The 13715-nt window shown below is 72.3% G+C and carries 14 protein-coding genes; 10 read left to right on the top strand and 4 right to left on the bottom strand.

Annotated features, from left to right (window positions below):
* Positions 1 to 9: 9 nt before the first annotated feature.
* Positions 10 to 648, bottom strand: coding sequence for a 2-phospho-L-lactate guanylyltransferase (gene cofC, locus IH50_RS0124430; RefSeq protein WP_030866205.1), 639 nt, complete (start codon positions 646 to 648; stop codon positions 10 to 12).
* Positions 649 to 822: 174 nt separating this feature from the next.
* Between cofC and IH50_RS0124425 the strand changes: the two genes are divergently transcribed.
* The 3 genes from IH50_RS0124425 to IH50_RS0124415 all read left to right on the top strand — a co-directional run bounded on the left by IH50_RS0124425 (position 823) and on the right by IH50_RS0124415 (position 3867).
* Complete coding sequence (locus IH50_RS0124425; RefSeq protein WP_030866203.1) at positions 823 to 1620, top strand: lysophospholipid acyltransferase family protein; 798 nt, start codon at positions 823 to 825, stop codon at positions 1618 to 1620.
* Positions 1617 to 2627, top strand: coding sequence for an NAD(P)H-dependent glycerol-3-phosphate dehydrogenase (locus tag IH50_RS0124420; RefSeq protein WP_030866201.1), 1011 nt, complete (start codon positions 1617 to 1619; stop codon positions 2625 to 2627). The genes IH50_RS0124425 and IH50_RS0124420 overlap by 4 nt, the downstream gene beginning before the upstream one ends.
* Positions 2628 to 2709: 82 nt before the next feature.
* On the top strand, positions 2710 to 3867 hold the full coding sequence (locus IH50_RS0124415) for a D-alanine--D-alanine ligase family protein (RefSeq protein WP_030866197.1): 1158 nt from the start codon (positions 2710 to 2712) through the stop codon (positions 3865 to 3867).
* A 30-nt stretch (positions 3868 to 3897) separates the two neighbouring features.
* Here IH50_RS0124415 and IH50_RS0124410 read toward each other — a convergent pair whose 3' ends face one another.
* Entirely contained in the window at positions 3898 to 4401 is a 504-nt protein-coding gene (locus IH50_RS0124410) for a DUF3515 domain-containing protein (RefSeq protein ID WP_030866195.1), read from the bottom strand.
* A 20-nt stretch (positions 4402 to 4421) separates the two neighbouring features.
* On the bottom strand, positions 4422 to 4655 hold the full coding sequence (locus IH50_RS0124405) for an Lrp/AsnC family transcriptional regulator (RefSeq protein ID WP_030866193.1): 234 nt from the start codon (positions 4653 to 4655) through the stop codon (positions 4422 to 4424).
* Between the two features lie 206 nt (positions 4656 to 4861).
* On the opposite strand from IH50_RS0124405, the gene IH50_RS0124400 reads away from it, so the two are divergent.
* On the top strand, positions 4862 to 5827 hold the full coding sequence (locus IH50_RS0124400) for a thiamine-phosphate kinase (protein WP_030866190.1): 966 nt from the start codon (positions 4862 to 4864) through the stop codon (positions 5825 to 5827).
* Positions 5824 to 6621: a bifunctional hydroxymethylpyrimidine kinase/phosphomethylpyrimidine kinase gene (thiD, locus tag IH50_RS0124395; protein ID WP_030866189.1), complete on the top strand. Its 798-nt coding sequence runs from the start codon at positions 5824 to 5826 to the stop codon at positions 6619 to 6621. Before IH50_RS0124400 ends, thiD begins: the two co-directional genes overlap by 4 nt.
* 242 nt (positions 6622 to 6863) lie before the next feature.
* Here the strand turns inward: thiD and rpmB are convergent, their stop codons facing one another.
* Positions 6864 to 7049, bottom strand: a complete 186-nt coding sequence (gene rpmB / locus IH50_RS0124390; protein WP_004924906.1) for a 50S ribosomal protein L28 — start codon at positions 7047 to 7049, stop codon at positions 6864 to 6866.
* A 265-nt stretch (positions 7050 to 7314) separates the two neighbouring features.
* Between rpmB and IH50_RS0124385 the strand changes: the two genes are divergently transcribed.
* From IH50_RS0124385 to IH50_RS0124365, 5 genes are all read left to right on the top strand, one after another.
* Positions 7315 to 9135, top strand: a complete 1821-nt coding sequence (locus IH50_RS0124385) for a DAK2 domain-containing protein (RefSeq protein WP_030866185.1) — start codon at positions 7315 to 7317, stop codon at positions 9133 to 9135.
* 27 nt (positions 9136 to 9162) lie between these two features.
* Entirely contained in the window at positions 9163 to 11370 is a 2208-nt protein-coding gene (gene recG / locus IH50_RS0124380) for an ATP-dependent DNA helicase RecG (RefSeq protein ID WP_030866183.1), read from the top strand.
* A 49-nt stretch (positions 11371 to 11419) separates the two neighbouring features.
* On the top strand, positions 11420 to 12007 hold the full coding sequence (rsmD, locus tag IH50_RS0124375; protein ID WP_030866181.1) for a 16S rRNA (guanine(966)-N(2))-methyltransferase RsmD: 588 nt from the start codon (positions 11420 to 11422) through the stop codon (positions 12005 to 12007).
* Between the two features lie 26 nt (positions 12008 to 12033).
* Positions 12034 to 12513: a pantetheine-phosphate adenylyltransferase gene (coaD, locus tag IH50_RS0124370; RefSeq protein ID WP_030866178.1), complete on the top strand. Its 480-nt coding sequence runs from the start codon at positions 12034 to 12036 to the stop codon at positions 12511 to 12513.
* Positions 12514 to 12601: 88 nt separating this feature from the next.
* On the top strand, positions 12602 to 13654 hold the full coding sequence (locus tag IH50_RS0124365) for an ATP synthase F0 subunit B (protein ID WP_030866175.1): 1053 nt from the start codon (positions 12602 to 12604) through the stop codon (positions 13652 to 13654).
* Positions 13655 to 13715 lie beyond the last annotated feature (61 nt).

Here is a 13715-nt window from a genome sequence, read left to right as displayed (position 1 = left end):
GCCGGCAGCCTACTGCCCGGTGAGGAGCGACCGCGCGGCGACCGCGGCCGTGCGGGGGCCCACCCCCAGTGCCAGCGCCGCCCGCAGATCGTCGCCGGTGTCCACGTCCTGCCGTACCGAGTCCACACCGTCGAGACCCAGTTCCACGGCCCCGGATTCCCGGTGCCGGGCCCGGGAATCCGGGCCGAAGAACGGGCGCAGTTCCCGGCCCCGGCTCGCGGCCAGCAAGGTCGTGCCGACCCCGGCGGAATCGGCGAGGAACGCGCGCGGGAATGCGGCGGCCGTATCGAGGACACGGGCCAGTTCCGCCGGGCGGAGCGCCGGAAGATCGGCGTTGAGGGCCGCGACGCACGCCGCGCGGCGAACGGCACCCGCCACCGCCGCGCCATGGGCGAGGGCCGCGTTCAGACCGCCGCGCGGCTCGTCCGGGACGATTCCGGCACCCAGCGCGGCCAGCTCCCGGGAGGCGAGGGCGTCGTCCGTGACGACCACCACATCCCGTACCGCCGGGCACTCCAGCGCGGCGGCCACCGTGTCCTGGGCGAAGGCGAGCGCGAGACCCGGGCGCAAGGCGTCGTCCGCGGTGTCCGAGAGCCTGCTCTTGGCCCGGTCCAGCGGCTTCAGGGGTACCACCAAGGTCCACTGCACGAGTGTCGCGTCCCTCTCTTGTCGCGGTCATTGTCACCCGGCACACCGGGGAGCCGGGGGGCCGGGGCGTACGGTGTTCTCGACAGACCGGTGGCCCGGGGCGACACTTGTGCGGCCCGCCTGGCCTCCGGGGCCGGGCCCCGGGCCTGACATTCGGAACAGGAAGGTGTACTCGTGCCGCGCCGCAGAATCGGCTTCTGGTACCGCTTCGCCGCGGTTCTCTGCAAACCGCCGCTGGTGGTTCTGCTCAAGCGGGACTGGCGCGGAATGGAGAACATTCCGGCCGAGGGTGGATTTATCACCGCGGTGAACCACAATTCGCACATCGATCCCTTCGCCTACGCGCACTTTCAGTACAACACCGGGCGCGTTCCGCGATTCCTGGCGAAGAGCGGGCTTTTCAACAAGGGATTCATCGGCGCCGCGATGCGCGGCACCGGGCAGATCCCCGTCTACCGCGAGAGCACGGACGCGCTCAGCGCCTTCCGCGCGGCGATCGACGCCGTGGAGCGCGGTGAATGCGTCGCCTTCTACCCCGAGGGCACCCTCACCCGCGACCCCGACGGCTGGCCCATGACCGGCAAGACCGGCGCCGCGCGCGTCGCCCTGCAGACCAAGTGCCCCGTGATCCCGGTCGCCCAGTGGGGCGCCAACGAACTGCTGCCGCCGTACGCCAAGAAGCCCAGCCTGCTGCCGCGCAAGACGCACCGCGTGCTGGCCGGGCCGCCGGTGGACCTCGACCGCTTCTACGAGCGGGAGATGACCCCGGAACTGCTCAAGGAGGCGACGGAGGTCATCATGGCGGCCGTCACGCGCCAGCTGGAGCAGATCCGCGGTGAGAAGGCCCCCGGGACGCCGTACGACCCGCGCCGTGAGCGGATCGAGCAGCGCCGCAGGACGCACACGCAGAAGCGGGAGGAGCGGGCACGGAGCACCAGGCCCACCGCGCGGGAAGAGGGGCTGGGCACGTGAGCGAGCCGGTCAAGGCGGCCGTCTTCGGCACCGGATCGTGGGGGACGGCCTTCGGCATGGTCCTCGCCGACGCGGGCTGCGACGTCGTGCTGTGGGGACGGCGCCCCGAACTCGCCGAGGCGGTCAACTCCACCCGCACCAACCCCGACTACCTGCCCGGGATCGAACTCCCGAAGAACCTGCGGGCCACCGCGGACGCCGCCGAGGCCGCCCGCGACGCCGACTTCACCGTCCTCGCCGTCCCCTCCCAGACCCTGCGCGGCAACCTCGCCGAGTGGGCGCCGCTGCTCGCGCCCGGCACGGTCCTGGTGTCGCTGATGAAGGGCGTCGAACTCGGCTCCGCGATGCGGATGAGCGAGGTGATCGACGACGTCGCCAAGGTCGGCGCCGACCGCATCGCCGTGGTCACCGGCCCCAACCTGGCCCGGGAGATCGCCGCCCGGATGCCGGCCGCCGCCGTGGTCGCCTGCACCGACGAAGGCGTCGCCCGGCGGCTCCAGACCGCCTGCCACACCCCGTACTTCCGGCCGTACACCAACACCGACGTCATCGGCTGCGAACTGGGCGGCGCCGTGAAGAACGTCATCGGTCTCGCCGTCGGCATCGCGGACGGCATGGGGCTCGGCGACAACGCCAAGGGCTCGCTCATCACCCGCGGCCTCGCCGAGACCACCCGGCTCGGCGTCGCCCTCGGCGCCGACCCGCTGACCTTCTCCGGCCTCGCGGGCCTGGGCGACCTGGTGGCCACCTGCTCCTCGCCGCTGTCGCGCAACCACACCTTCGGCACCAACCTCGGCAAGGGCCTGACCCTCCAGGAGACCATCGCGGTCACCCAGCAGACCGCGGAGGGCGTCAAGTCCTGCGAGTCGGTGCTGGACCTGGCCCGCCGGCACGGCGTCGACATGCCGCTCACCGAGACGGTCGTCTCCATCGTGCACGAGGGCAAGCCCCCGGTGGTCGCCGTCAAGGAGCTGATGTCGCGCAGCGCGAAGCCCGAACGACGCTGAGCGACGGCCCCCTCCGTTCGGCCCACGCGCGGCGTTGCGGGCGCTGTGTCCCGGCCCTACGGGCGGGTACGCTCATCGCGATATGAGCACCGAGAACCTCTCCCAGAGCCCCGAGCAGCCGTCCCGCAAGCCGCGTGTGGCCGTCGTGTTCGGCGGGCGCAGCTCCGAACACGGGATCTCCGTGGTCACCGCCGGCGCCGTCCTCAAGGCCATCGACCGGACCACGTACGACGTCCTGCCGATCGGCATCACCACGGACGGCCGCTGGGCGCTCACCGCCGACGAGCCGGAACGCATGGCGATCAGCGACCGCCGTACGCCCACCGTCGACCAGCTCGCCGAGTCGACGGAGGGTGCCGTGGTGCTCCCCGTGGACCCCGCCAGCCGTGAAGTCGTCTACAGCGAGCCGGGTTCGGTGCCCAAGGCGCTCGGCGAGGTCGACGTGGTCTTCCCGGTGCTGCACGGCCCTTACGGCGAGGACGGCACCCTCCAGGGTCTCCTGGAGCTCTCCGGTGTCCCCTACGTCGGCTCCGGTGTGCTCGCCTCGGCCGTCGGCCAGGACAAGGAGTACATGAAGCGGGTGTTCACCTCCTTCGGGCTGAAGGTCGGCCCGTACGTGGTGATCCGGCCGCGCGAGTGGGAGCGGGACGAGTCCGCCGCCCGCAAGAAGATCGTCGACTTCGCCGGCGAACACGGCTGGCCGCTGTTCGTGAAGCCCGCCCGCGCGGGCTCGTCGATCGGCATCACCAAGGTCGACGACCTCTCCGGCCTGGACGAGGCGATCGCCGAGGCCCGGCGCCACGACCCGAAGATCCTCGTCGAGGCGGCGCTGCGCGGCCGTGAGATCGAGTGCGGTGTGCTGGAGTTCGAGGACGGCCCGCGCGCCTCGCTGCCGGCCGAGATCCCGCCGCCCGACGCGCACGCGTACTACGACTTCGAGGCCAAGTACATCGACTCCACGCCCGGCATCGTGCCCGCGCCGCTGACCGACGAGGAGACGGCCGAGGTGCGGCGGCTCGCGGTGGAGGCGTTCGACGCCGCCTCCTGCGAGGGGCTGGTGCGCGCGGACTTCTTCCTCACCGAGGACGGCGAGTTCGTGATCAACGAGATCAACACCATGCCCGGCTTCACGCCCATCTCGATGTACCCGCAGATGTGGCAGGCCACCGGGATCGGCTACCCGGAGCTGGTCGACCTGCTGGTGCGGGCGGCGCTGCGCCGGCCGACCGGGCTGCGCTGAGCCGCCCGACCGCACGCTTCACACACGCTCTCAGAAGGCGATCCCCTCGGGGATCGCCTTCTTCAGGGCCGGGGCCAGATCGATCAGGACGCCCGTGCTGTCCCGTCCGTCGGCCACCTCGACCTCGACGTACGCCTCGCGGTTGGCGGTGGTGAAGCGCTGCACGCCGTCGTCCCGCGTCTCCATGAGCCAGTCGACGCCGTTCACCCCGCCCGGCACCGCGTCGGCGTCGTTGCCGTTGGCCACCTTGGGATCGGCCATCTTCGGGGGTCGCTCGACACCGCACCGCAGTATGATCGCCACGCCGCCCCAGCCCGCGGTCAGTTCGGACGTGGGTTCGGGATCGTCGCGGCTCTCACCGTCCACCTTCGCCGGCAGGGCCTTGTCCAGGTTCTGGCACAGCTTGGTGACCTTCGCGTCCGGGCTGGGAACCGCCGCGGACGCGCTGTCGTCTGCCGAGGAGCAGCCCGCGGCGGCGGTGATCAGCACCGCGAACGCGGACAGGACGGTGCACCGGTGGCGGAAGGAGTTCACCGGCACAGGGTAGACGGGGGCTACAGATGGACGACCGGGCAGGTCAGGGTGCGGGTGATGCCGTCCACTTGCTGGATCTTGGCGACCACCATGCGGCCCAGGTCGTCGACGGTGTCGGCCTGGGCGCGCACGATCACGTCGTACGGTCCGGTCACGTCCTCGGCCTGGATGACTCCGGGGATCTTGCCGATCAGCTCGGCGACGGTCGACGCCTTGCCGACCTCGGTCTGGATCAGGATGTACGCCTGTACCACGGAACCTCCAGGGCGGCCACGAGGATCATGTGGGGAAAAGGAACGCCACGGTATCGCGTCGCCGCTCCTCGCGGGGAGACCCGCGGGAACCGGGCCTTGCGCGCCGGGGTACAGACACGAGAGAAGTTGACGGTCACTTCGACCGTAGCGAGGACTCGAACACCTCGCGACCGGGCACGGACAGGGATAGAAGGGTCGAAAGGGAAATGAAGGGCACTGTTGGTGAGCTCGGCGAGTTCGGGCTCATCAGGGAGCTCACCTCCCGCCTCACCACCACCCCGGCGGTCCGGGTCGGCCCCGGCGACGACGCCGCGGTGGTCTCCGCGCCCGACCGCAGGGTCGTGGCCAGCACCGACATCCTGCTGGAGGGCCGGCACTTCCGCCGCGACTGGTCCACGGCCTACGACGTCGGCCGCAAGGCCGCCGCGCAGAACCTCGCCGACATCGCCGCCATGGGTGCCGTGCCGACCGCGCTGCTGCTCGGCCTCGTCGTCCCCGCGGAACTGCCGGTGACCTGGCCCAGCGAGCTGATGGACGGACTGCGCGACGAGTGCCAGGTGGCCGGTGCCGCGGTCGTCGGCGGCGATGTCGTACGCGGCGACACGATCATGGTGTCGATCACCGCGCTCGGTGACCTGCGCAACCAGGAGCCCGTCACCCGGGGCGGCGCGCAGCCCGGCGACCTCGTCGCGGTGACCGGCTGGCTGGGCTGGTCCGCGGCCGGGCACGCGGTGCTCTCCCGCGGGTTCCGTTCGCCGCGCGCCTTCGTCGAGGCACACCGGCGCCCCGAGCCGCCGTACCACGCGGGGCCGGCCGCCGCCGGGCTCGGCGCCACCGCGATGTGCGACGTGAGCGACGGGCTGATCGCCGACCTCGGGCACATCGCCGAGGCCAGCAAGGTCCGTATCGACATCCGCTCCGGCGCGATCGACATCCCCTCGCAGATGAACGACATCGGCCAGGCCGTCGGCGTCGACCCCATGCAGTGGGTGCTGACCGGGGGAGAGGACCACGCGATCGTGGCGACCTTCCCGCCGGACGTGAAGCTGCCCGCCCGCTGGAAGGTGATCGGCGAGGTGCTCAACCCGTCGGCGCTGCCCCAGGTGACGGTCGACGGGGCGCCCTGGACGACCCAGGGCGGCTGGGACCACTTCGGGGACATCGAGTCATGAGCGCGCCGCCCGGGGTCCTCACCGTGGCCGGCTCCGACTCCGGCGGCGGCGCCGGCATCCAGGCCGATCTGAAGACGATGCTCGCGCTCGGCGTGCACGGCATGAGCGTGCTGACCGCGGTGACCGCGCAGAACTCCCTCGGTGTGCAGGGCGCCTGGGAACTGCCCGTGGAGGCGGTGCGGGCCCAGTACCGCAGCGTCGTCGACGACATCGGGGTGCGGGCGGTCAAGACCGGCATGCTGTCCTCCGCCGAACTCGTCGAGGCGGTGGCCGACTTGATCGCCGGCACGGACGCGCCGGCGGTCGTCGACCCGGTGGGGGTCTCCAAGCACGGGGACCCGCTGCTCGCGGCCTCCGCGCTGGACTCCGTACGGACGAGGCTGCTGCCGGTGGCGACGGTCGCCACCCCGAACCTGGACGAGGTGGCGCAGCTCACCGGTGTACGGGCCGAGACGGAGGGCGATCTGCGCCGGGCGGCCCGGGCGGTGCTGGAGTTCGGGCCGCGGTGGGTGGTGATCAAGGGCGGCCATCTGTCCGGCGACGCCGTGGACCTGCTCACCGACGGCTCCGAGGAGCACTGGCTGCGCGCCCCGAGACACGACAACCGCCACACCCACGGTACGGGCTGCACCCTCGCCTCGGCGATCGCGTCGGAACTGGCGAAGGGCCACCCGGTACCGGAGGCGGTGAGGACGGCCAAGTCCTACGTCACCGGAGCGATAGCGTCGGGCTTCGCCCTGGGCGCGGGCATAGGCCCGGTCAACCACGCCTGGAACCTGACCCCACCCCACTGACACGACCAGCCACCCGCCGTTCCCGCGGGCACCCGCGTCAGTCGCGGGCAGTCGTGCCGCAGGGCGGCACGGGTGGGCGCGACGGCACCCCGTAAGCGCCGGGCTGCGCAGCCCACCCCCGGCCCACACTCATGCCGAGGCACCTCACAAACGCGCCGCCCCACAGCAAGAAGCCGGCCCACCCCAAGGTGGACCGGCTCAGTGCGGCGAAACCGACGATGGCCGCGCGCTCAGCGAAAGCGTCAGCGCGAGACCTTGCCGGCCTTGATGCACGAGGTGCAGGCGTTCACGCGCTTCGGCGTCCCCCCGACCACGGTACGCACACGCTGGATGTTCGGGTTCCAGCGACGGGGCGTACGGCGGTGCGAGTGGGAGATGTTGTTGCCGAAGCCCGGCCCCTTGCCGCAGACGTCGCAGTTGGCAGCCACGGGTCACTCCAAAGACTTCAGATGCACTTACGGATGATCCCGGCATGCCGGGATCGAATTCCGGGCTCCAGGAGCCCTGTGGAATCTGAGTGGCGTTACCGGGGAGAGGCCCGATCGGATCGGGCAACCGGAGCAGCATACAACGGCTGCACCCGTAGAACGAAACTACCACGGGGGCTCAGAGGCCCGCCTCCGGCCCTCTTCCGGCGGGCGGCCTCCCACGGTCTACGCTGCCTGCCACGGCCGGCAGCTCAAGGAGGCGCAGGTGGCGCAGGTGCCGCAGACATTCTTCGATGCTCTCGCGGTGCGCTCCTGGTGCGGTCTCGCGCTCGAGGCGCTGGGACGGGCCCGTGAGGAGATCGACGCGATCAACGTCTACCCGGTGGCGGACGGGGACACCGGGACGAACCTCTATCTGACCGTCGAGTCGGCGGCCGCGGCGGTGGAGGCGGTGTTCGAGGGGCACGAGGCCGGCGGGGACCGGCGGCCGGCGCTCGCCGACGCCGTACGGGCGATGGCGCACGGTGCGCTGATCGGCGCCCGCGGCAACTCCGGGACGATCCTGGCGCAGCTGCTGCGCGGCATGGCCCAGGTGCTGGCCGGCGACGGGGCCCCGGCGCACGCCGACGGACAGGGACTGCGGACCGCGCTGCGGCACGCGGCCGACTCCGCGCGTCAGGCCGTCGCCCACCCCGTCGAGGGCACGGTCCTCACCGTCGCCTCGGCCGCCGCCGACGCGGCCGGCCGGGCGGAGGGCGACTGCGGGGCGGTGGCGCGGGCGGCCCACGAGGGAGCCCGCGCGGCACTCGCCGAGACCCCGGCCCGGCTGGCCGTCCTCCGGCGGGCCGGAGTGGTCGACGCGGGCGGCAGGGGCCTGGTGGCGGTGCTCGCGGCACTGGTGGAGACGTTCACGGGGGAGGCGCCGCGGGCGATGCCGGCGGTGGGGGGCCCGTGGAGCGGCTCCGTACGCGTCACCGGTCCCGGGCCGCACGCGCGCGTGCGGCATGTGGCCGGGCCGCCCGCCGGGGACGGGGCGGACCCGGGGGACGGGGCGCGGCGCCCGGCGCGCGCGGACGCGCGTGGAGATCTCCCCCAGGGAGCCGCCGAGCCCGCCGGACCCGGTGAGTGCACCGACGCCGGGGCCGTACCGGGGGCCGGCGGTCCGGCCTTCGAGGTGATCTACCTGCTGGAGGCCGGGGACGCGGCCGTCGCGCGGCTGCGCGACCGGCTCGACGCGCTGGGCGACTCGCTCGTGATGGTCGGCGGGGACGGACTGTGGAACGTCCACGTGCACGTCGACGACGCGGGCGCCGCCGTGGAGGCCGGGGTCGAGGCCGGACGGCCGTACCGCATCCGGATCACCCACTTCGGCGCGGGGGACGTCCACACCACCGGCGCGGAGCCGACGGTGCCCGGGGAACGCGCGCAGCGGGCCGTCGTGGCCGTGGTGCCCGGAGAGGGCCTGGCGGGGCTGTACGCCGAGGCGGGCGCGACGACCGTGCTCGCCCGTCCCGGGGAGCCGCCCGCCAGCGGCGAACTCGTCGAGGCCGTACGGCGCGCGCACGCGCGGGAGGTGGTGCTGCTGCCCAACGACGCCGACCTGCGCCACACCGCCGCCGCGGCGGCCGAGCAGGTCAGGGCGGAGGGGGTCAGGGTGGCCCTCATCCCGACCCGCTCCGCGGTCCAGGGCATCGCGGCGCTCGCGGTGCACGAACCGGAGCGCCGCTTCGACGAGGACGTGGTGTCGATGACGTCGGCGGCGGGCGCGACCCGCTACGCCGAGGTCACCGTCGCCGAGCGCCAGTCCTGGACCATGGCGGGCATCTGCCAGGCCGGGGACGTCCTCGGCCTGGTCGACGGGGACGTGGCCGTGATCGGGCAGGACCTCACGGCCACCGCGGAGGCCGTCCTGGACCGCATGCTCGCGGCCGGCGGCGAACTGGTCACCCTGGTCCTCGGCGACGACGCCCCCGCATCCGTCGCCGCCCGCCTGGAGACCCGCGTCCGCGAGGGCTACCTCGCCGTCGACACGGTGGTGTACCACGGCGGCAGACAGGGCGCCCTGCTGCTCATCGGGGTGGAGTGACCTCCGTTGTCAGTGGTGTGGTGTCCAATGGATGCCGTGCCCGCACTGGAAGAACCACTGAAGAAAGTGCTCGGCCCCGCCACCGCGAAGGTGATGGCCGAGCACCTCGGCCTGCACACCGTGGGCGACCTCCTGCACCACTACCCGCGCAGATACGAGGAACGCGGCCAGCTCACCCACCTCGCCGACCTCCCCATGGACGAGCACGTCACGGTGGTCGCCCAGGTCGCCGACGCCCGCCTGCACACCTTCGCCTCCGCCAAGGCCCCGCGCGGCAAGGGCCAGCGCCTGGAGGTGACCATCACGGACGGCAGCGGCCGGCTGCAACTGGTCTTCTTCGGCGCCGGAGTCCACAAACCGCACAAGGAACTCCTGCCGGGCACCCGCGCGATGTTCGCCGGCAAGGTCTCCGTCTTCAACCGCCGCCTCCAACTCGCCCATCCCGCGTACGAATTGCTGCACGGTGACGCCGAGGAGACGGTCGAGACCTGGGCCGGCGCCCTCATCCCGATCTACCCCGCCACCACCAAGCTGGAGTCCTGGAAGATCGGCAAGGCGCTCCAGACGGTCCTGCCCAGCGCCCAGGAGGCCGTCGACCCGCTCCCGGAGTCCCTCCGCGCGGGCCGCGGACTGGCCACCCTCCCCGAGGCCCTGCTGAAGATCCACCGCCCGCACACCAAGGCGGACATCGAGGACGCCCGCGCCCGCCTCAAATGGGACGAGGCCTTCGTCCTCCAGGTCGCCCTCGCCCGCCGCCGCCACGCCGACGCGCAACTCCCCGCCGTGGCCCGCCGCCCCAAGCCGGACGGCCTCCTCGCCGCCTTCGACGACCGCCTCCCCTTCACCCTCACCGAGGGACAGCAGAAGGTCTCCGCCGAGATCTTCACCGACCTCGCCACCGAACACCCCATGCACCGCCTGCTCCAGGGCGAGGTGGGATCGGGCAAGACGATGGTCGCCCTGCGCGCCATGCTCGCCGTCGTCGACGCGGGCGGGCAGGCGGCGATGCTCGCGCCCACCGAGGTGCTCGCCCAGCAGCACCACCGGTCGGTCACCGAGATGATGGGGGAGCTGGCCGAGGGAGGGATGCTCGGGGGAGCGGAGACCGCCACCAAGGTGGTGCTGCTCACCGGATCCATGGGGGCGGCGGCACGGCGCCACGCGCTGCTCGACCTGGCCACCGGAGAGGCCGGCATCGTCATCGGCACGCACGCGCTGATCGAGGACAAGGTGAAGTTCCACGACCTGGGCCTGGTCGTGGTCGACGAACAGCACCGCTTCGGCGTGGAGCAGCGCGACGCCCTGCGCGGCAAGGGCAAACAGCCCCCGCACCTGCTCGTCATGACCGCCACCCCCATCCCGCGCACGGTCGCGATGACGGTCTTCGGCGACCTGGAGACCTCCGTCCTCGACCAGCTCCCGGCCGGCCGCTCGCCCATCGCCAGCCATGTCGTACCGGCCGCCGACAAGCCGCACTTCCTCGCCCGCGCCTGGGAACGGGTCCGCGAGGAGGTCGCGAACGGCCACCAGGCGTACGTGGTCTGCCCGCGCATCGGTGACGAGGAGGACGACCCGAAGAAGGCCGGCAGGAAGAAGCCCCCCGAGGGCGAGGCGGAGAAGCGGCCCCCGCTCGCCGTCCTCGACATCGCGGAGCAGCTCGCGAGCGGGCCGCTGCGAGGGCTCCGGGTCGAGGTCCTGCACGGGCGTATGCAGCCCGACGACAAGGACGCCGTCATGCGCCGCTTCGCCGCCGGGGAGGCCGACGTCCTGGTCGCCACCACCGTCATCGAGGTCGGTGTCAACGTCCCCAACGCCACCGCGATGGTGATCATGGACGCCGACCGCTTCGGCGTCTCCCAGCTCCACCAGCTGCGCGGCCGGGTCGGCCGCGGCTCGGCCCCGGGCCTGTGTCTGCTGGTCACCGAGATGCCCGAGGCGAGCGCGGCCCGGCAGCGGCTGAACGCCGTCGCCGCCACCCTCGACGGTTTCGAACTCTCCCGCATCGACCTGGAGCAGCGCCGCGAGGGCGACGTCCTGGGCCAGGCCCAGTCCGGCACCCGTTCCAGCCTGCGCATGCTCGCCGTCATCGACGACGAGGAGATCATCGCCGAGGCGAGGGAGGAAGCGGCGGCGGTGGTCTCCGCCGACCCGGACCTGGCGCGTCTGCCCGCCCTGCGCACGGCCCTGGACGCACTGCTGGACGAGGAGCGGGAGCAGTACCTGGAAAAGGGCTGACAGACTGGGACGGTCACCGACCAGCACCCACCGACAAGGACCAGAGGACATGACTCGCGTGATCGCCGGCGCGGCCGGCGGACGCCGCCTGGCCGTTCCGCCGGGACAGGGCACCCGCCCCACCTCCGACCGCGCACGCGAAGGCCTCCTCTCCACCTGGCAGTCCCTGCTCGGCGGCCCGTTGGACGGCGAACGCGTCCTCGACCTGTACGCCGGCTCCGGCGCCGTCGGCCTGGAGGCCCTGTCCCGAGGCGCCGGACACGTCCTGCTCGTGGAGGCCGACGCCCGCGCCGTCCGCACGGTCCGGGAGAACGTGAAGTCGCTCGGACTCCCCGGTGCCGAGGTCGGATCCGGCAAAGCGGAACAGATCATCCGCACCGCGCCCCCGCACGGGCCGTACGACATCGTCTTCCTCGACCCGCCCTACGCCGTCCCGGACGACGATCTCCGCGAGATTCTGCTCACACTCCGCTCGGGGGGCTGGCTCGCCGAAGAAGCCCTCGTCACCGTGGAGCGCAGCACCCGAGGCGGGGAATTCACCTGGCCGCCCGGCTTCGAGGGGATCCGGGCCCGCCGCTACGGCGAGGGAACGTTTTGGTACGGTCGCGCCGCCTCTACGTGCGAAGACGCACGATGACCGGACCGGAGAGCGAGGGATCACAAGTGCGCCGCGCCGTATGCCCCGGGTCGTTCGACCCGATCACCAACGGACACCTCGACATCATCGCCCGGGCCTCCCGGCTGTACGACGAGGTCTACGTCGCGGTGATGATCAACCAGTCCAAGAAGGGCCTGTTCGAGATCGAGGAGCGGATCGACCTGATCCGCCGGGTCACCGCCGAGTACGGCAACGTCCGTGTGGAGGCCTTCCACGGCCTGCTCGTCGACTTCTGCAAGCAGCGCGAGATCCCCGCCATCGTCAAGGGCCTGCGCGCGGTCAGCGACTTCGACTACGAACTGCAGATGGCCCAGATGAACAACGGCCTCTCGGGCGTGGAGACCCTCTTCGTCCCCACCAACCCCACCTACAGCTTCCTGTCCTCCTCGCTCGTCAAGGAGGTCGCGGCCTGGGGCGGCGACGTCTCCCACCTGGTGCCGCCGGAGGTCCTGACGGCCCTCACCGAACGCCTGCGCCAGGACTGACCGGCCGCCCGGTGTCCACCGGACGCCCCAGCGCCGTACAGTCGTCCCGTCCGTCTCCAACACAGCTGTAGAGAGTGGCGAGCACACGGTGGACGTGCAGAAGAAGCTCGATGAGATCGTCGCCGCGGTCTCCAGCGCCCGGTCGATGCCCATGTCGGCCTCGTGCGTGATCAACCGCGCCGAACTGCTCTCGATGCTCGAAGAGGTGCGCGCGGCGCTGCCCGACTCCCTCGCGCAGGCCGAGGAACTGATCGGCGGCCGGGAGCAGATGGTCGAGCAGGCCCGCCAGGAGGCCGAGCGGATCATCGAGGGCGCGCACGCGCAGCGCGGCTCCCTGATCTCCGACACGGAGATCGCCCGCCGCTCCCAGGCCGAGGCCGACCGGATCCTCGAGGAGGCCCGCAAGGAGGCCGAGGAGGTCCGCGCGGAGGCCGACGACTACGTCGACTCCAAGCTGGCCAACTTCGAGGTCGTCCTCACCAAGACGCTCGGCTCGGTCGGCCGCGGCCGCGAGAAGCTGCTCGGCACCGGACCCGGCCTCGACGAGCAGGGCTACGAGGACGAGGACGCCCCCGAGCGCAGCCACGACCCGGAGACCCTGCGCCGCAGCGCCGACGAATACGTCGACGTCAAGCTCGGCGCCTTCGAGGCGGTCCTCGCCAAGACCCTGGAGGCGGTCGGGAAGGGCCGGCAGAAGCTGCACGGCCGGATCGCCAGCGACGACCTCGGCGCCCTCGCCGACGACACGACGACCGTCCAGCACTCCAGCGACGCCGACTACCTCGCCGACCTCGCGTCCCTCGCCGAGCAGGACGCCGCCCCGGCCAGGCAGGCCGAGCCGCAGCAGCAGGCCTACGCCCAGCCGGAGCCCGCCTACGGCTACCAGCAGCAGTACGACGGCGGGCAGGACGCCTACGGGTACCAGCAGGACGCCTACGGCTACCAGCAGGCCGACCCGTACGCCGCCGCGTACCAGGGCTACGACGCGCAGGGGCAGGCGTACGACCCGAACCAGGGGCAGCAGGCCGGGCACGACCAGCAGGCGCAGCAGGGCTACACCCTGGACGAGACCAGCCTCTTCGACACCAGCATGATCACGCCCGAGCAGTTGCGGGCCTACGAGCGCGAGCGGGGTCTGTAGGGGCGGATTGGGCCGAGAGCGAAAGGTCCAGTATCCTGGCTCTTCGGTCGCGCTTACGTCC

Origin of the sequence: Streptomyces sp. NRRL S-37 (genome assembly GCF_000721605.1) — a bacterium.
GTDB lineage: Bacteria > Actinomycetota > Actinomycetes > Streptomycetales > Streptomycetaceae > Streptomyces.
Note: the sequence above shows the minus strand (reverse complement) of the source record. Positions and strands in the feature narration are given on the sequence as shown.

What these genes read in the sequence shown, in the direction of transcription:
- thiD (WP_030866189.1), top strand. Translation starts at nt 5,824, where the DNA reads ATGAGCGCGCCGCCCGGGGTCCTCACCGTGGCCGGCTCCGACTCCGGC.
- rsmD (WP_030866181.1), top strand. Translation starts at nt 11,420, where the DNA reads ATGACTCGCGTGATCGCCGGCGCGGCCGGCGGACGCCGCCTGGCCGTT.
- IH50_RS0124400 (WP_030866190.1), top strand. Translation starts at nt 4,862, where the DNA reads ATGAAGGGCACTGTTGGTGAGCTCGGCGAGTTCGGGCTCATCAGGGAG.
- IH50_RS0124415 (WP_030866197.1), top strand. Translation starts at nt 2,710, where the DNA reads ATGAGCACCGAGAACCTCTCCCAGAGCCCCGAGCAGCCGTCCCGCAAG.
- recG (WP_030866183.1), top strand. Translation starts at nt 9,163, where the DNA reads ATGGATGCCGTGCCCGCACTGGAAGAACCACTGAAGAAAGTGCTCGGC.